20 protein-coding genes are annotated in these 16,665 nt (G+C 65.4%); 9 read left to right on the top strand and 11 right to left on the bottom strand.

Annotated elements, in window-relative coordinates; genetic code table 11:
• Window positions 1-202: 202 nt before the first annotated feature.
• Window positions 203-1,096, top strand: coding sequence for a sugar phosphate isomerase/epimerase family protein (locus NKJ20_RS32475; RefSeq protein WP_352749648.1), 894 nt, complete (start codon window positions 203-205; stop codon window positions 1,094-1,096).
• 46 nt (window positions 1,097-1,142) lie between these two features.
• Here NKJ20_RS32475 and NKJ20_RS32470 read toward each other — a convergent pair whose 3' ends face one another.
• Both NKJ20_RS32470 and NKJ20_RS32465 read right to left on the bottom strand, forming a co-directional pair.
• Window positions 1,143-1,598, bottom strand: a complete 456-nt coding sequence (locus tag NKJ20_RS32470) for a Crp/Fnr family transcriptional regulator (RefSeq protein WP_352749646.1) — start codon at window positions 1,596-1,598, stop codon at window positions 1,143-1,145.
• A gap of 125 nt (window positions 1,599-1,723) precedes the next feature.
• Window positions 1,724-2,407: a response regulator transcription factor gene (locus NKJ20_RS32465; protein WP_023680479.1), complete on the bottom strand. Its 684-nt coding sequence runs from the start codon at window positions 2,405-2,407 to the stop codon at window positions 1,724-1,726.
• Between the two features lie 144 nt (window positions 2,408-2,551).
• Between NKJ20_RS32465 and NKJ20_RS32460 the strand changes: the two genes are divergently transcribed.
• Complete coding sequence (locus NKJ20_RS32460) at window positions 2,552-3,088, top strand: L,D-transpeptidase family protein (RefSeq protein ID WP_245274862.1); 537 nt, start codon at window positions 2,552-2,554, stop codon at window positions 3,086-3,088.
• Window positions 3,089-3,236: 148 nt separating this feature from the next.
• On the opposite strand, the gene NKJ20_RS32455 is transcribed toward NKJ20_RS32460, so the two are convergent.
• Window positions 3,237-3,482 carry a hypothetical protein gene (locus NKJ20_RS32455; protein ID WP_352451326.1) on the bottom strand — a complete coding sequence of 82 codons (246 nt, stop codon included), beginning with the start codon at window positions 3,480-3,482 and terminating at the stop codon, window positions 3,237-3,239.
• 174 nt (window positions 3,483-3,656) lie between these two features.
• Here NKJ20_RS32455 and gcvA point away from each other — a divergent pair, with 174 nt between their 5' ends.
• Window positions 3,657-4,577, top strand: a complete 921-nt coding sequence (gcvA, locus tag NKJ20_RS32450; RefSeq protein WP_352681917.1) for a transcriptional regulator GcvA — start codon at window positions 3,657-3,659, stop codon at window positions 4,575-4,577.
• A gap of 3 nt (window positions 4,578-4,580) precedes the next feature.
• Here gcvA and NKJ20_RS32445 read toward each other — a convergent pair whose 3' ends face one another.
• The 6 genes from NKJ20_RS32445 to tsaD form a co-directional block, all read right to left on the bottom strand.
• On the bottom strand, window positions 4,581-4,997 hold the full coding sequence (locus NKJ20_RS32445; protein ID WP_352509119.1) for a DUF1761 domain-containing protein: 417 nt from the start codon (window positions 4,995-4,997) through the stop codon (window positions 4,581-4,583).
• Window positions 4,998-5,045: 48 nt separating this feature from the next.
• The gene (locus NKJ20_RS32440) at window positions 5,046-5,702 is read right to left on the bottom strand and encodes a class I SAM-dependent methyltransferase (RefSeq protein ID WP_352705002.1); all 657 of its coding nucleotides are present in this window, start codon (window positions 5,700-5,702) and stop codon (window positions 5,046-5,048) included.
• Window positions 5,699-6,124, bottom strand: coding sequence for an EVE domain-containing protein (locus NKJ20_RS32435; protein WP_352456302.1), 426 nt, complete (start codon window positions 6,122-6,124; stop codon window positions 5,699-5,701). Before NKJ20_RS32435 ends, NKJ20_RS32440 begins: the two co-directional genes overlap by 4 nt.
• A gap of 181 nt (window positions 6,125-6,305) precedes the next feature.
• The gene (locus tag NKJ20_RS32430; RefSeq protein ID WP_352749645.1) at window positions 6,306-6,602 is read right to left on the bottom strand and encodes a YciI-like protein; all 297 of its coding nucleotides are present in this window, start codon (window positions 6,600-6,602) and stop codon (window positions 6,306-6,308) included.
• A gap of 26 nt (window positions 6,603-6,628) precedes the next feature.
• Complete coding sequence (locus tag NKJ20_RS32425) at window positions 6,629-7,639, bottom strand: NAD(P)H-dependent glycerol-3-phosphate dehydrogenase (protein WP_352749643.1); 1,011 nt, start codon at window positions 7,637-7,639, stop codon at window positions 6,629-6,631.
• Window positions 7,636-8,721: a tRNA (adenosine(37)-N6)-threonylcarbamoyltransferase complex transferase subunit TsaD gene (gene tsaD, locus NKJ20_RS32420; RefSeq protein ID WP_352749649.1), complete on the bottom strand. Its 1,086-nt coding sequence runs from the start codon at window positions 8,719-8,721 to the stop codon at window positions 7,636-7,638. The genes NKJ20_RS32425 and tsaD overlap by 4 nt, the downstream gene beginning before the upstream one ends.
• 101 nt (window positions 8,722-8,822) lie before the next feature.
• Here tsaD and hemC point away from each other — a divergent pair, with 101 nt between their 5' ends.
• From hemC to NKJ20_RS32390, 6 genes are all read left to right on the top strand, one after another.
• Window positions 8,823-9,749 carry a hydroxymethylbilane synthase gene (hemC, locus tag NKJ20_RS32415; protein WP_352749641.1) on the top strand — a complete coding sequence of 309 codons (927 nt, stop codon included), beginning with the start codon at window positions 8,823-8,825 and terminating at the stop codon, window positions 9,747-9,749.
• 1 nt (window position 9,750) lies between these two features.
• Window positions 9,751-10,458: a uroporphyrinogen-III synthase gene (locus NKJ20_RS32410; protein ID WP_352749638.1), complete on the top strand. Its 708-nt coding sequence runs from the start codon at window positions 9,751-9,753 to the stop codon at window positions 10,456-10,458.
• Window positions 10,459-10,781: 323 nt separating this feature from the next.
• Window positions 10,782-12,272, top strand: coding sequence for a COG4223 family protein (locus tag NKJ20_RS32405; RefSeq protein WP_352749635.1), 1,491 nt, complete (start codon window positions 10,782-10,784; stop codon window positions 12,270-12,272).
• Between the two features lie 8 nt (window positions 12,273-12,280).
• Window positions 12,281-13,888, top strand: a complete 1,608-nt coding sequence (locus NKJ20_RS32400; protein WP_352749634.1) for a heme biosynthesis protein HemY — start codon at window positions 12,281-12,283, stop codon at window positions 13,886-13,888.
• A 39-nt stretch (window positions 13,889-13,927) separates the two neighbouring features.
• Complete coding sequence (locus NKJ20_RS32395) at window positions 13,928-14,407, top strand: tellurite resistance TerB family protein (protein ID WP_352749631.1); 480 nt, start codon at window positions 13,928-13,930, stop codon at window positions 14,405-14,407.
• Between the two features lie 18 nt (window positions 14,408-14,425).
• Window positions 14,426-15,142, top strand: a complete 717-nt coding sequence (locus NKJ20_RS32390) for a glutamine amidotransferase (RefSeq protein WP_352749629.1) — start codon at window positions 14,426-14,428, stop codon at window positions 15,140-15,142.
• Here NKJ20_RS32390 and NKJ20_RS32385 read toward each other — a convergent pair whose 3' ends face one another.
• Entirely contained in the window at window positions 15,143-16,384 is a 1,242-nt protein-coding gene (locus NKJ20_RS32385; RefSeq protein ID WP_352749627.1) for an MFS transporter, read from the bottom strand.
• Between the two features lie 76 nt (window positions 16,385-16,460).
• Window positions 16,461-16,665 (bottom strand): hypothetical protein (locus tag NKJ20_RS32380; RefSeq protein WP_352749626.1); only part of this gene is annotated, 205 nt, incomplete at its 5' end.

The raw sequence follows: 16,665 nt of genomic DNA, 5'->3' as shown, positions 1-16,665 counted from the left end.
CCCACCCCCGACGCCTTGGTGCGGGGGGGGCGCGTATAGTTAAAAACTAGAAATTTTGTACTCAAACCACGGGCTGCCCCGCGCCGCGATACCCCCCCCACCGGTGGCGGGGGGGCGTGCCCCGCCCCCACCTTTTTGTCCGAGCATCGGCTTGCCAAAACCGCTTTGGACTTGGGTCAGCTGGAAATAACCGGAGACGATCATGTCGCGCATCGGAATCCACTCATTCGTCTGGTCGGCGAGCTCGGCGCAGGGCGACCTCGAGCGGACGCTGGCCAACACCAGGGAAGCCGGCTTCGACCTGATCGAATTCTCCTATCTCGACCCCGCCAATGTCGACATTGACGGCTTGGCCAAGCGGATCGCCGATCTCGGCCTCGGCGTTGCGATCAGCATTGGACTGCCGGCCGACGGCGATATTTCGAGCGCCGACAAAACGATTGCGGCGCACGGCGTCGAAATCCTGGAACGTACGATCGCGCTGACCCGCGATCTCGGCGGCCAGAAGGTTGCCGGCATCCTCAGCACCAGCCACGGCTTGCAGAGCGAGGCGCCGACGCGTGACCAGTGGAACCGCAGCGCCGGCACGCTGGCCGAGGTGGCCGAGACAGCAAAATCAGCCGGCGTCAGCCTCAACCTCGAGATCGTCAACCGCTTCGAAAGCAACCTGCTCAACACCGCCGCGCAAGGCATGGCCTTCATCGCGGACAGCGGCTCCGACAACATCTTCCTGCATCTCGACAGCTTCCATATGAACATCGAGGAGGCCGATGTCGGCTTGGCCATTCGCAACGCCGCAAAGAAGATCGGCTATGTCCATATCGGCGAGAGCCATCGCGGCTTCCTCGGCACGGGCAACATCGATTTCGCCGCGATCTTCGATGCGCTGACCGCCATCGGCTACAGCGACGACCTCAGCTTCGAATCCTTCTCGTCGGAAATCGTCGATGAGAACCTGTCGCGGAAAACCGCCATCTGGCGCAATCTGTGGACCGACAATATGGAACTGGCCAAGCATGCGCGCCGCTTCATCGCGCTGGGACTGGAGACGGCACGACGCAAGGCCGAGCTTGTTTCCGCAACGCATCGGCCTTGAGCCCTCGCAGTTCCGAAGTCGATCTGGTTAGGCCAGAGGCGCTATATTAGCCGGCAAAACGCGGCCCAAGTTCCTCGATGCGGCGAATCATCGCCTGGAAATCCTCCGAGATGCGCTGGTGCAGGTGAACCGCCAGCTCCGGGTATTCCTCAAGGATGCGGCGGAACATCTTGCGGCTGAGCCGCAGCACTTCCGAATCGATTTCGGCGGAGGCGCTGGTCAGCCGGTTGGTATCGGCGATCAGCGCCAGTTCGCTGAGCATGGTGCCGGGGCCGGCGGTGCCGATCGGGATGCGCTCGCCATCGTGCTCGCGGTAGAGGACGATGCGGCCGCTGATCACGATATAGGCGCAATCGGCCGCGTCATCCTCGCGGTAAAGCTTGTGGTCGGCTTGCAACCTGGTGGTTTCGGCGCCGAAGGCGAGCAGACGCAGTTGTTCCTGCGTAAAGCCCTCGAAGAGCCCCACGGTGGACAGGATGCGGATGTCGTCATCCAGCGCCATCTAGCTATGTCCCCGAACCGTCAGTCCGACTCCTCCCCTACGAGGCCGATCCAAAACCACCTCCAGCCTCAGGACCGTACCCGAAAAGCGCCCCGCCCGGATCGCTTATTTGAATAATGAAATGTTTAAGGAACCAGCTTGTAGCCGCCGCTTTCTGTCACGAGAATTTCCGCGTTGGAAGGATCGCGCTCGATCTTCTGGCGCAGCCGGTAGACGTGAGTTTCGAGCGTATGCGTGGTGACGCCGGAATTGTAGCCCCAGACTTCCTCCAGCAGCACGTCGCGGGTCACCACCTTCTGGTCGGCACGGTAGAGATATTTGATGATCGAGGCTTCCTTTTCGGTCAGCCGCACCTTGGCGCCGCGCGGGTCGATCAGAAGCTTCTGGCTGGGCTTGAACGTGTAGGGGCCGACCGAGAAAGTGGCGTCCTCGCTCTGTTCGTGCTGGCGCAACTGCGCGCGGATGCGGGCCAGCAGCACGGCAAAACGGAACGGCTTCGTCACATAGTCGTTGGCGCCGGCCTCGAGGCCAAGGATGGTGTCGGAATCGGTATCATGGCCGGTCAGCATGATGATCGGCGCCTTGTAGCCGCCCTTGCGCAATATCTTTACCGCCTCGCGGCCATCCATGTCGGGCAGGCCGACATCCATGATGAGCAGGTCGATGAGCCCGCCACGCGCCGTGGCGACGCCTTTGGCGGCGGTCGCTTCCTGCAGGACATCGAATTCCTCATAAAGCGACAATTGCTCGACAAGGGTGCCGCGCAGGTCGTCATCGTCGTCGACGATCAGAATGGTGCGTGAAGTCATGGATCAATCCATTGTTTTGAAAAGAGATTTCAGTTGACCGCTGCCTGTTTATGCGGAAGCTGACCGGCACAACAGCCGTTCACAGTGATTTGTTCCGTGGCACGATCATACAAGAAAAAACACGATCGCAATGCAGTCGGCGCAATTTTGCCTAAAGGGCTCACCGTGCTCACCGTGCGCGCGCGCCCCGGCCAACCCAGCCAGGGCTTTCTGCAGGCCGGCAAACTAGTGTTTCCATGTGCGCTGGGGCATGGCGGCATCTCGGCCGGCAAGCGCGAGGGCGATGGCGCCACGCCGCTTGCCTCGATGCGGATATTGTCGGGATATTTTCGCGGCGACCGTTTTGCCGGCGGCCGCCGGACGCGGCTGGCGATGACGCCGATCGGCCGCGACCTCGGCTGGTGCGAAGTGCCTGGGGACCGCAACTACAACCGCCCGGTCAAAATCCCCTATGGCGCCAGCCATGAGCGGATGCTGCGCACCGACGATCTCTATGACGCCTGCCTGGTGCTGGACTGGAACATTGTGCCGCGCCGGCGCGGGCGCGGCAGCGCCATCTTCTTCCACCTGGCGCGCCCCGGCTTCACGCCGACGCAAGGCTGCGTCGCGGTAACGGCCCGCACCATGGCACGGCTGCTGCCGCTGCTGTCGGAGCGGACGGTGGTAAGGGTGGTAAGGTAAGGGAGTAGGGGAATAAGGGAGTAGGGGAATAGGGGAATAGGGCAGTAAGAGTAGAGACAGGGGCGGGCGCGCCGCTTAGCTTTCCTACTCCCCTACTCCCCTACTCCCCTACTCCCCTACTCCCCTACTCCCCTACTCCCCTACTCCCCTACTCCCCTACTCCCCTACTCCTTTGCCACCCTATGTCGAGAAGGCCGAGCCGGCCGAGTTCGCGGTCCATGGCGCGTGCGATGTCCTTGCGTTCGCCGCCGATGTCGCGAAGCTGGCGATCGGAGAGATCCTCGACATTTTGGTAGGGAAGATTGACCGCGATTTTTGCGTGCCGAAGCCAGTCAAGCACGGCGCGCAGCCAGGCCGGGCGGAGGGTTACCGAGCGCAAGGCGATGTCAGACATGGTGCAATCCGCTTCTCCGGACATCAAATCCGGTTTGATGTTTCTTCGATGCTCAGAGCATGGCGGATTGAAATTAAAACGGGAAACGAGTAGTTTTTTCTGCATCTTCAAGTTTTGTTTGAGGATTGCAATGCTCGACCGAACCCTCGACCGAACCCTCCTCGTCTGGCACTGATGGCGCGCCTGCTGCCTGGAACCCGTGCGCTGCGGACGCTGGAGGCAGCGGCGCGGCACCTCAATTTCACCCGCGCCGCCGACGAGCTCGGCCTGACGCCGGCAGCGGTCAGCCATCAGATCAAGGAAATCGAGGATCAGCTCGGCATCGTGCTATTCACACGCACCAGCCGCACGATCCGGCTTACCGAGGCGGGCGCGGTGCTGTTCGAAGCGTCGACCGATGCGCTCGACCTGCTTGGCCGGGCCGTTTCACGGGCGCAGAAGACGGCGCGCGGATCGGCGCTGCTGAAGGTCACCCTCGATGCGCAATTCGCGACGAAGTGGCTGATGCGGCGCGTCGACGATTTTCGCAAGCAGCATCCGGCAATCGAGCTGCGTTTCGACATCAGTTACGAGGTGCGCGACTTCGATCGCGACGACGTCGATCTCGGCATCCGTTTCGGCACCGGCAAATATCCGGGGCTTCGCTCGCACCGGCTGTTCGAAAACGTCATCATCCCCGTCTGCAGCCCGGCCTTGCTGCGGTCAGGGCCGCCGCTCAAGGAGCCGCGCGACCTGTTCCATCATACGCTGGCCCATATCGAGTGGTCGCGCCAGGGCGTCACCTGGCCGAATTGGAGCATGTGGATGGCGGCGGCGGGCGTCGACGATTTCGACGACAGCCGGACCATCGTGTTCGGCAATTCGACGGATGCCGTCCAGGCCGCGCTCGACGGCAACGCGGTCGCGCTCGCCGATTTCGCCATGGTGGCAAACGATCTTTCGGAAGGCAGGCTGATCCGGCCGTTCGAACTCGGCATCAAGGTCGCGCCTGAATTCGCCTATTTCCTGGTCTATCCGGAGACCGCGGCGAATGATCCGCGCATCGTCGCCTTTCGCGATTGGCTTCTTGAGGAAATCGCCAGGACCCCGACCTGACGGTCAGCCCGCCGCCGCGCCGAACCAGCCGATCACCGCGCCGATGAGAAGCAGCACGCCGAGCCAGTGACCAACATCGATGAGCGTCAGATCCCAGCCGAAACCTTCGTAGCGATGGTTGACCGAAAGCGTGGTGGCGACGAACCCCAGCCAGAGAACGAAGCCGAAGATCACCCCGGCAAGCAGGCTCGGCTCGCCGCCGGTTACGGCGCCGATGATCAGCGACATGACCAGCGCCATGACGAGCTCCGCGATGAAGGAGACGACGAAGGGCAGCATCGATTTGCTCATCGTCGCCGGATCAAGCTTGGCGGCCTTCAGCCACGGCTTGCTCAAGCCCATGTACCAGGCCCCGCCGAACAACCACGCCACGACGGCGGCGACGATTACCGCCAGCCAATTGATTGCTGAAAAATCCATGGTTCCCTCCGGTCGATTGCGCGATGGAACGCCTGTTCGGCGATGCCGTCAAGCAAGACGCCAGACGGTGGTGCGCTTGACCTCGGCGTCCTCCAGCGCCCGGGTCACCGCCACTTGATAGACGGCAAGCGGCTCCAGTCCCGCCCTCGGCAGATAGGAGCGGCCGGGATCGCCGACGAGAATGTCGGCGCCGCGCGCCTTCAGCGCGACGAACCATGGCATCAGCCTGTCGGCGAAAGTTTTGTCGTAGAAGACGTCGCCGGCCAGCACCAAGTCCCAGCCGGCATCGCTGCCGATGCAGTCGCCGATGAGGAATTTTATCTCGGTCCCATTTGCCTCGGCATTGAGGCGGATGGCGGTCGCGCAGAACGGGTCGATATCGGCGGCGATCACCTCGGCAGCTCCGGCCTTCACCGCGGCAATGGCGACAAGGCCGGAGCCGGAGGCGAAGTCCAGCACGCGCTTGCCGCGCACCGCCGCCGGATTGTCTAGGATGTAGCGGGCAAGGCCTTGGCCGCCGGCCCAGGCAAAAGCCCAGAAGGGCGGCGGCAGGCCGATTTCGGTCAGCTCGTCCTCGGTCCGCCGCCACAGTTCGTGCGCCTCGTCGGCCAGCTGCAGGCGGATCTCCGGCACATGTGGCGGCGCCATCAGCGCCGTGTTGTCGAGGATGAATTTCCTGGCGCTGTCCGGCGTCAGCGCCGTCATGGCGCCGGCGTCAGGCCGCCCATGCGGCAAACCTCTTGCCATTCGGCCGGCGTCACCGGCTGCACAGACAGCCGCCCAAGCCGCACCAGCGCCATGTCGGCCAGCTTTTGATTGGCCTTGGCTTGCTCCAGCGTCACCGGCTTCGGCATGGCCTTGAAGGCGCGGATGTCGACGCACTCCCAGCGGGGATCGTCGGTGGTGCTGTCCTGATGGGCCAGAGCGCAGACTTCGGCGATGCCGACGATGTCCAGCCCGTCATTGGAATGGTAGAAGAAGCCGAGATCGCCGATCTGCATCGCCTTCATGTTGTTGCGCGCCGCATAATTGCGCACGCCGTCCCATTGCGTGCCGGCCTTGCCCTTGGCCTTGAGGTCCTCGAAGGAGAAGACCGAAGGTTCGGATTTGAACAGCCAGTAGTTCATCTCAGTTGTCCCGTTGCCGTTGTCGGTTTGTCGCTATCCAGCGTTGGCGCTGCCCCTCACCCTTACCCTCTCCCCGTAAGGACGGGGAGAGGGGTCGCCAGCGCTGGAGCTTCTCCCTTCTCCCCGTTCTTCACGGGGAGAAGGTGCCGGCAGGCGGATGAGGGGCAGCGCGAACGAACGATCATTCACTCACAGGTTTGTTGAAGCTCCAGTTCCACTGCCGGATTTCGACGCTTTCGAACAGCCCTGCCTTGGTATAGGGATCGGCCGCCGACAGGGCTTTTGCCGCCGCCAGATCGGGCGCCTCGACAACGGCGAGAGTGCCGTTCGGCTTGCCGTCGGCGTCGAGGAACGGGCCGGCGAAGGCCAATTTCTTGTCGCCGTTCAGCCCTTCCAGGAAGGCAAGGTGCTTGGGCCGCGTATCGAGCCGCACCTGCAGGCTTCCTGGCTTGTCCTTGCAAATCAACGCAAACAGCATCTTTCCATCTCCGCAATCGTTCGCGATTACATGTCGGTTTCGGTCTTGAGTGGCCTTGTCATCAACGCCGACACAGCCTGGTCTATGGTTATGGTGCCGTCCAGTATGGCGGCGACGGCGGCGATGATCGGCGCGTCGATCCGGCGCTCGCCGGCGATGCGGGCGGCGATTGCCGCCGTCGGCACGCCTTCGGCCAAAGGCAGGCCGGCAAGCGGCTTGCCTTGCCCCAGCGCCAGCCCATAGGCGAAATTGCGCGACTGCGCGGACGAGCAGGTGAGCAGCAGGTCGCCGAGGCCGGAAAGCCCCATCAGCGTCTCCGGCCTGGCGCCAAAGGCGGCGCCGATGCGGCGCAATTCGACGAAGCCGCGCGTCACCATCGCCGCCTGGGCGCTGGCACCGAGCCCGGCGCCGGTGACGGCACCCGCGGCAATGGCAAAGACGTTCTTCAGCGCGCCGCCGATCTCGACGCCGATCAGGTCGTCGCTCGAATAACAGCGCAGATTTTCCGCCGAAAAGCGGGCGGCGAGGTCGGTGGCCAGAGCCTCGTCCCGGGCGGCGACCACGACGGCCGTCGGCAGGCCCCTGGCGACGTCGGTGGCAAAGCTTGGGCCGGACAAAGCGGCGACCGGATTTGCCGGCAGTATTTCCTCAGTGATGGACGATAGCAGCGCGCCGGTGTCGCGCTCGATGCCCTTGGCGCAGAGGACCAGCGGGACGCCTTTCGGCATATGGCTGGACGCGGCCGTTAGCATAATCCGCAACGATTGCGCCGGCGCTACCGCCAGAACGCAGTCGGCACCGTCGAGCGCCGCCTCGATGTCGCTCGTCGCCACGATGCCGGGATCGAGCGCGATGCCCGGCAGATAGCGCGGATTTTCGCCACGGTCGACCGCCGCGACGGTCTCCGGGTCGCGCGCATAGAGGCGGACGAAATGACCGGAGCGCAGCGTGGCCAGCGCCAGCGCCGTGCCCCAGGCGCCGCCGCCGAGCACGGCGACGCGCCAGCCGCTTGGCGCCTTGTGCTCGCTGCCGGTCATGCCTTGGCCCCACGCCGGCCCGAGCCGACCATCGGGGCCGAGACGCTGTCCAGCGGCCAGCGCGAGCGCGGCACGAAATCGGCGGCGTTTTCACCTGATATGCCGGCGCGCAAGCGCTCGATGCCGGCCCAGGCGATCATCGCCGCATTGTCGGTGCAGAGGTTAAGCGGCGGCGCGACGAAGCTGAATCCGGCCTGCTCGCACAGGCCCTGCAATGTAGCCTTGATAGTCCGATTGGCGGCCACGCCGCCGGCGACAACCAATGCAGGCTCGGCCTTGTCCGGGAATTGCTGACGGAACCGGGTCAGCGCCCGCGCAACACGGTCGCCCAGCGCATCCGCCACCGCCGCCTGGAACGAGGCGCAGATATCGGCAACATCCTGGTCGCTCAGCGGGGCGATCGCGGTTGCCGCCTGGCGCACCGCGGTCTTGAGGCCGGAGAAGGAAAAATCGGGCTGCACGGAGCCCTTCATCGGGCGCGGAAAGGCGAAACGCGTCGCGTCACCGATTGCCGCCGCCTTCTCGACATTCGGTCCGCCCGGGTAGGGCAGGCCGAGCATCTTGGCCGTCTTGTCGAAGGCCTCGCCAAGCGCGTCATCGATGGTCGTCGCCCAGCGCTGGTAGTCGCCGACGCCGCGTACGGCGACGATCTGGGTATGGCCGCCGGAGACCAGCAGCAAGAGGTAGGGAAAGTCGAGCCCGTCGGTCAATCTGGCCGTCAGCGCGTGGCCTTCGAGATGGTTGATGGCGATCAGCGGTTTTTTGGCTGCCGCGGCGATTGCTTTGGCCGTCATCAGGCCGACGATCAGCCCGCCGACAAGACCGGGACCGGCGGTGGCGGCAATCGCATCGATATCGGCGAGGTCGACGCCGGAATCGGCGAGCGCTGCCTCGATGATGCCGTCGAGCGCCTCGACATGGGCGCGCGCGGCGATCTCCGGCACGACGCCGCCGAAAGCGGCATGCTCCTCGATCTGGCTGAGCACGATGTTCGACAGGATTTGCGGCGTGCTGCGACCGTCCAGCGCCACCACGCTGGCGGCGGTCTCGTCGCAACTCGTCTCGATGCCCAGAACGCGGATCAATTCGTCGCTGTCCAAAAATCGTACAGATTGTACTGTCGGCCTTTCCCCGATAGGAGAAAACCCGAAAACCTGCCGGGGGTTATCACGGACGGCGCGTCATGCAAACAACCTTGAAAATCGGAACACGCGGCAGCCCGCTGGCGCTGGCGCAGGCGCATGAAACGCAGGCGTGGCTGATGGCGGCGCACGGCATGCCGGCCGAGGCGTTCGAGGTGGTCGTCATCTCGACCAGCGGCGACCGCATCCAGGACCGGCCGTTGTCGGAAGCCGGCGGCAAGGGCCTGTTCACCAAGGAGATCGAGGAGGCGCTGCTGGCGCGCCGCATCGACATCGCCGTGCATTCGTCGAAGGACATGCCGACGCTGTTGCCCGAGGGGCTGGAACTGTCCGCGTTCCTGCCGCGCGAGGACGCGCGCGATGCCTTCATCGGCAAGGCGGCGCGAACGATTGCCGGCCTGCCGCAAGGCGCCAGGGTCGGTTCGTCGTCGCTGCGGCGCCAGGCGCTGATCCGGCGGATGCGGCCGGACGTCGAAGTGGTGATGTTTCGCGGCAATGTGCAGACGCGGCTGCGCAAGCTCGACGACGGCATCGCCGACGGCACCATCCTCGCCTATGCCGGGCTGAAGCGGCTCGGGCTCGAAGACGTCGTCACCGACCTGATGCCGCTCGAGGTCTTTCCGCCGGCGCCGGGGCAAGGCGCGATCTGCATCGAAAGCCGCATCGGAGACCGTGACGTGGAACAGATGCTGGCAGCGATCCACGACGGGCCGACCGGCGAGGCGCTGGCCTGCGAGCGCGCCTTCCTGGCGGCGCTCGACGGGTCCTGCCGCACGCCGATCGCCGGACATGCGACGATATCGGGCGGAACGGTTTCCTTTGCCGGGCTGATCATCTCGCCCGATGGCACGCAGTCGCATGAAGTCAGGCTGCAAGGGCCGGCGCAGGAGGCGGCGCGCATTGGCGCGGAAGCCGCGGCGACCGTTCGGGCCAAGGCCGGCGAAACATTCTTCGATGGCTGGACCTGACATGCTCCGCGTCCTTGTGACGAGGCCCGAACCGGGCGCGTCGCGCACGGGGCGCCGGCTTGCGGATGCCGGCTTTCAGCCGATCCTGCTGCCATTGACCGGAACCGTGGCGCTGCCGGTCGATGCCGGCGCGCTCGCTGACGCCGCGGCGGTCGCGGTGACCAGCGCCAATGCCGTTCGCCATGCGCCGAAAGAGGTCATCGCGGCGCTCGCCGGCTTGCCGTGCCACGCCGTCGGCAGGAAGACGGCGGAAGCCGCCCGCGCTGCCGGGTTTCTGTCGGTCAGCGAAGGCCCGGGCAATGCCGAGGCGCTGGCCGATGCGCTTGCTGGCGGTTACGCGGGGCAGACGATCGTCTATCTCTGCGGGCGGGTGCGATTTCCCGGCTTCGAGGAAGGGCTGTTGGCGTCAGGCGTTCAGGTCCGCGCCGTCGAGACCTACGACACCGTTGTCCTGGACTACTCCGACGAGGCCGTTCTTGCGCGCCTGTCCGCCCGGCCGGTCGAGGCGGTGCTGCTCTATTCGGCCAAGGCGGCAAAAGCGATGCAGGCCCTGGCTAGCCGGCCGGTGCTGCGCGGTGTTTTTGAAAAAACGCGCTTTTTCGGATTATCGGGGCGCATCGCCGCGGCCTTGGGCGATGTCGCCGAGATCCAGATTGCGCCTGAGCCCAGCGAGGACGCGCTGCTGGGACTTTTGCAGGCGCCGCGCTGATGGCATTCGCGGCGGCTCTGTGCCGTCCTTGAGGGGCGGCGCCAAACGCAGGCGATTGCCCTCGGGCACATTTTGTTCTTGCTTTGTGCCGGCAGCTATGCTACTAATTTGGTTGTGGTGCTAATTGGCTCCAACGATCCGCCCGCCGAGGCGGGTTTTTTGTTTGCCGAGCATGGGCCTTGGCTTGAAACGTGATTCGGCCCTGCGGCGTTTTGCCAAAACTGAACTCCAAGCCGTGGCGTCATCACGCCGCCCCTTTTCACCGCTTGGTGATGTGCTAGACCCTTCAAACCATCCCGAAGCGAATTTTGCGGAGCCCGAGCATGGTCAAGACGCCGAAGATGCGGCATTCCAAGAGCCGCCGTGAGCCGGTGACCATCGAGCTTGAGCCTGGCGCCGTCTCGCGAGTCGCCGACGAACAGGATGCCGTGACCTCGCAGACCGACGAGGCGCGGGCCGAGGAAGCGGCGAACGCCTCGCAGCCGGAGCCACCTGAAGAGCCGGTGCATGCGGACCAGACCGATCTCGAGCCATGGGAACATGCCGACGCAGCCGCGCCGGCCGGCACGCAAGAGCCGGCGGACGCCGGCGTCGATTCTGCCAGGGAAGCGGAAACCCCTTATCCCGCCGGTTCGGATGCGCCGGCCGGGCGCTCCACGGTTTCCGACTACAGTTTCGAAGATGCATCCAGCGGAACCGGGGCCAACGAACCGGGGATCCCAGGTTCCGGCGAGAAGACAGCTGAGACGAGGGACGACCATATGGCAGCGCAGCCGAAGCGAAGCGGCATCAACGGCATCGCCGCCGGTATTATCGGCGGCGTCATCGCCCTCGCCGCGGCCGGCGGGCTGCAATTTGCCGGCCTGCTCGGTGCGCCGGGGTCGGGCGGCGTGTCGCTCGACGCGGTCAATGGTGAGATCGTTTCGCTGAAACGCGAGGTCGCGGACCTCAGACAGGCCGGCGCCAACAATGACGCATCGGCCAAGGTGGACGGGCTGTCGTCGGCGCTGGATCAGGTAAGGGCGGACGTTGCGACGTTGAAGTCGGCCGTCGAGCAAGGCGGTGCCGGCGGCAATGCCGGCCTGGCAGCACTTGGCGATAAGGTAAGGCAGATCGAGACGGCGGTTGCGGCCCTCGGCAAGGCCGGCGGTACGGCGCCGGTCGATCTCGGCCCGCTCAACGAAAGGCTGGCCGCGCTCGATGCGCTGGTGAAATCGGCCGGCGAGACGACAAAGGCGCAGGACAGCCGGCTTGCGGCCCTGGAACAGTCGGTTTCACAGATCTCGGGCAAGGTCGATGCACAGGCTTCGCAGCCGAAGATCGCACTGGCCATTGCCGCTTCGGCGCTCAAGGCAGCGCTCGACCGTGGTGCACCGTTCGCCGCCGAGCTCGAAACCTTTGCCGCGATCTCACCCGATGCACCCGAGATCGCGACGTTGCGCACCTATGCCGAAAAGGGCGTCCCGATGCGCTCCGAGATCGCCGCCGAAGCGGACGGCGCCGCCAACGCGATGGTCGCTGCCGCGACGCCCATCGACCAGAATGCCGGCATCCTGCAGAAGCTGCTGTCCAGCGCCGAATCGCTGGTCAAGGTCAGGCCGATCGGCGCCGTCGAAGGCACCGGCGTTCCGGAAACCGTCGCCCGCATGGAGGTCGCGGTCAACCGGGGCGACTACGCCAAGGCGCTCAGCGAATACGAAACCCTGCCTGAGGCGGCCAAGGCCGCCGGCGCCGACTTTGCCGGCAAGCTGAAAGCGCGGATGGAGGTCGAGACGCAGATCGATTCGCTCATCGCCGGCGCAATGAAGGCGTGAGGAACCCAATGATCCGCATCCTCGCCTTCCTTGCCGTCGTCTTTGCGCTCGGGCTCGGCTTCGCCTGGCTGGCCGACCGGCCGGGCGAAATGCTCGTCACCTTCAACGGCTATCAATACCAGGTCAGCCTGATGGTCGCGGCGGTGGCGGTCGTTGCCGTGGTTGCCGCGGTGATGATCGTCTGGTGGCTGGTCAAGGCGCTGTGGACCAGCCCCTATACGATCTCGCGCTATTTCCGCGTGCGTCGCCGCGACCGCGGCTACCAGGCGCTGTCGACCGGGATGATCGCCGCCGGCGCCGGTGACGGCGCGCTCGCCCGCAAGAAGACCAAGGAAGCGGCAAAGCTGATCCGCTCCGATCAGGAGCCACTGATCCAGCTGCTCGACGCGCAGGCCTCGCTGCTCGAAGGCGACCATGAAGGCGCCCGCGAAAAGTTCGAGACCATGCTCGATGATCCCGAAATGCGGCTGCTCGGCCTGCGCGGGCTTTATCTCGAGGCCGAGCGGCTCGGCGACCGCAACGCAGCCCGCCACTATGCCGGCCGTGCCGCGGCGGTGGCGCCGCAACTGGCCTGGGCGGCTGAATCGACGCTGGAAGACCTGACCGAACGCGGCGACTGGGATGGCGCGCTGAAACTGGTCGACGCCCAGAAGTCGACCCGGCAGATCGAGCGTGACGCCGCCAACCGGCGCCGCGTCGTGCTGCTGACCGCCAAGGCGCAGGCGCTGATCGACAGCGATGCCAATGCCGCCCGGACGGCGGGTCTGGAAGCCAACCGGCTGCGGCCGGATTTCGCGCCGGCGGCGGTCGTCGCGGCGAAATTGCTGTTTCGGCAGAACGACGTGCGCAAGGGCTCGAAAATCCTCGAGGCGGCGTGGAAGGCCGAGCCGCATCCGGAGATCGCCGAACTCTACATTCATGCCAGGCCGGGCGATGCCGTGCTCGATCGGCTGAACCGGGCAAAGAAGCTGCAGGAACTGAAGAAGAACCATGCCGAGTCCTCGCTGGCCGTGGCGCGCGCCGCGCTAGATGCGCAGGATTTTTCAACCGCCCGTCGGGAGGCGGAAGCCGCCATCCGCATGGATCGCCGCGAAGGCGCCTATCTGCTGCTGGCCGATATCGAGGAGGCCGAGACCGGCGACCAGGGCAAGGTGCGGCAGTTGCTGTCGAAGGCGGTGAGAGCGCCGCGCGACCCGGCCTGGGTCGCCGACGGCGTCGTCTCCGAACGCTGGGCTCCGGTATCGCCGATCACCGGCAGGCTCGATGCATTCGAATGGCGGGCGCCGATGGAGCGGCTCGGGCAGTTGATCGACGGTCATGAGGATACGCCGGAGGCGCCGGTGCCGGCCATCGCGGCTCCAGCCAGGCCGGTACAGGAAAGAGCCGGGACGATCGAGCACACGGCGGAGACACCGGGCACAGCGACCGAGGAGAAGACGGACGACCGTGCCGGCGAGGATAATGTGACACCAATCACCGCGGCGGCGTTTGCCCAAGTGCCGGAAGATGCCGAGGCCGTCGAGCCGGCGCAGGAGCTGACGCGGCTGCCCGACGACCCCGGCGTCGATCCAGACGACGCGGCGGATAAATCGACGCGCCGGTTTCGTTTGTTCTGATCAGGGTCGAGTGGACCCGGGCTTATTGGGAATGATTTGATGTTCGAACGCGTTTTGTCGTTTCTAAGGGATCTGCCGTCCGGTGGTGGCGCCAGCCCCAGCGCCGACGATCCGCGCGTTGCCGCGTCCGCCCTGCTTTTCCACGTGATGAACGCCGACGGGGTGCGCCAGGATACCGAATGGGAACGGTTCAAGAAGGTGCTGGCGGAAAGCTACTCGATCAGCGGCAACGAACTCGACGCGTTGGCGGCTGCCGGCGAGCGGGCCGACAATGAGGCGATCGACCTCTACGCTTTCACCAGCGTGCTCAAGCGCCATCTCGACGCCGAGGCGCGAAAGGCCTTCATCGGCCTGATGTGGGAGATCGTCTATGCCGATGGCGAGCTGCACGAGCTCGAGGACAATACCGTGTGGCGGGTCGCCGAGCTGATCGGCGTCGAACGCCGCGACCGTGTCGAGGCGCGCCTCAAGGCGGCCGCCGCGGCTCCTGGTGCTGCCGGAACCTCAAGCGACGAATAGACAGGATCCCGCCTTCCAATGCCGCCCAAGCCAAGTCCGAGACCAAAGATCCTGATCGTGCTGCATCAGGAGCATTCGAGCCCCGGACGGGTCGGCCATATGCTTATCGAGGAAGGCTTCGACCTCGACATCCGCCGACCGCCGCTCGGCGAGGCCTTGCCGCAGACGCTGGATGGCCATGCCGGCGCCGTGGTGTTCGGCGGGCCGATGAGCGCCAATGACGGCGACGAGTTCGTCCGCCGCGAGACCGACTGGCTCAAAATTCCGCTCAACGAGAACCGGCCGCTGCTTGGCATCTGCCTCGGCGCGCAAATGCTGGTCAAGCATCTTGGCGGCAGGGTCGAGGGCCATGGCGAGGGCCTCGTCGAAATCGGCTGGTATCCGCTGAAGGCGACCGAAGCGGGCAGCGGGCTGATTCATTGGCCGGAGATGGTCTATCAGTTCCATCGCGAAGGGTTTTCGCTGCCGAAGGACGCGACGCTTTTGGCGACGGCCGAAACCTATCCCAACCAGGCCTTCCGCTATGGCGACAATGCCTGGGGCATTCAGTTCCATGGCGAATTGACCCGGGCGATGATGCAGCGCTGGGTGGTGCGCGGCGCGCACCGCTTCGAACTGCCCGGCGCGCAGCCCGGCCGCGACCATCTCGGCGGCCGGCTTATCTGGGACATGCACCTCAAGCGCTGGCTCGGCGAGTTCCTGCCGATGATCTTCGGCAAGCCGGCGCTGCGGTAATCAGTTTCGCCCCCTGAGATGACGCACCTTGCGCAGCTGCGGGAACAGCACCGCCCATAGGCCGGCAACAGCGATCGCCCCGACACCCCCGACCACCACGGCCGGAACGGTGCCGATCAACGCCGCCATGGTACCGGCGCGGAATTCGCCGAGCTCATTGGAAGCGCCGACAAACACCTGGTTGACGGCGTTGACGCGGCCGCGAACGGCGTCCGGCGTCCACAGCTGGATCAGCGTCTCGCGGATATTGACGCTGAACATGTCGGTGGCGCCGAGCAGCGCAAGGGCCGCAATCGACAGCCAGGTGATGGTCGAGAGGCCGAACAGAACCGTGAACGCGCCGAACAGCGCGACGAAGCCGAGCATGACAAGGCCGGCATGGTTGCGGATCGGGTGTCCGGCCAGCCAGATGGCGACGCAGATGGCGCCGACGCCGGGCGCCGAGCGCAACAGGCCGAGCCCCCATGGGCCGAGTTCGAGGATATCGCGCGCGTAGACCGGCAGCAGCGCCGAGGCGCCGGACAGCAGCACCGCAAACAGATCGAGCGAAATCGCGCCGAGCACGATCTTTTCGCTCCAGATATAGCCAAAGCCGGCGAACAGGGTCTGTACCGTCGGCCTGTCGGTCCGGCTGCGCTGGGCAGGCTTCGGGATGGTGAAGATCAGCACGGCGGCAACCAGCATCAGCACGGCGGCGGTGGTGTAGGCGGCTTCGGCTGAAAGCCCGTAGAGCAGGCCGCCGGCGACCGGCCCGACGATGGTTGCCGTCTGCCAGGCGGACGAGTTCCAGGCGATGGCGTTGGCGAAATCCTCGGGCGGCACCAGATTGGCGAACAGCGATGAGGAGGCCGGCCCGAAGAAGGCGCGCGCGATGCCGAACATGGCGAGCACGATGAAGACCGGCATCGGCCCGGAGAGGCCGCGTAGCGTCAGCAGCAGGAGGGCCAAGGCGCAGCCCGTCTCGACCAGCACCGCCAGCGCCATGATCAGCCGGCGCCCGAAACGATCGGCAACGTCGCCGGTGACCAGCACCAGCAGCAGCGAAGGCAGGAACTGGACGATGCCGACAAGGCCGAGGTCGAACGGGTCGCGGGTGAGATCGTAGATCTGCCAGCCGACGGCGACCGACACGATCTGGGTGGAGAATGTCGAGAGGAAGCGCGCCGCCCAGTAGCTCAGGAACGGCCGGTGGCGAAAGGCGGCATAGCGCTGGTCGGATGGTACTTGGGATTCTGTGGTCATGGAATAAGGCCCCGTGGCGGCGATGTCGGCCGGCGGGGCACTTCCACGATGGGCGCTGGTCCGGCCAAGAGAGCCTTTAGCGCAGTTCGGCCGGAGGCGCGCGCAAAAATCCGGCCTGGATCAACAATTTCGTCCTGGCAGATAACAAGCGCATGGCAAATTGCAAACCTTCGAGACTAGCCGAAACACCTCTCGCTTCGTCATCCCAGGGCGGAGCAAGGAGCGAAGCGACGCGGCGCAGACCCTGGGATCCATATGTGGACGGCGCCCTGCCTGCAACG

Origin of the sequence: Mesorhizobium sp. M0185, assembly GCF_040322175.1 — a bacterium.
Lineage (GTDB): Bacteria > Pseudomonadota > Alphaproteobacteria > Rhizobiales > Rhizobiaceae > Mesorhizobium.
This window is presented reverse-complemented; position numbering and strand designations above follow the sequence as displayed.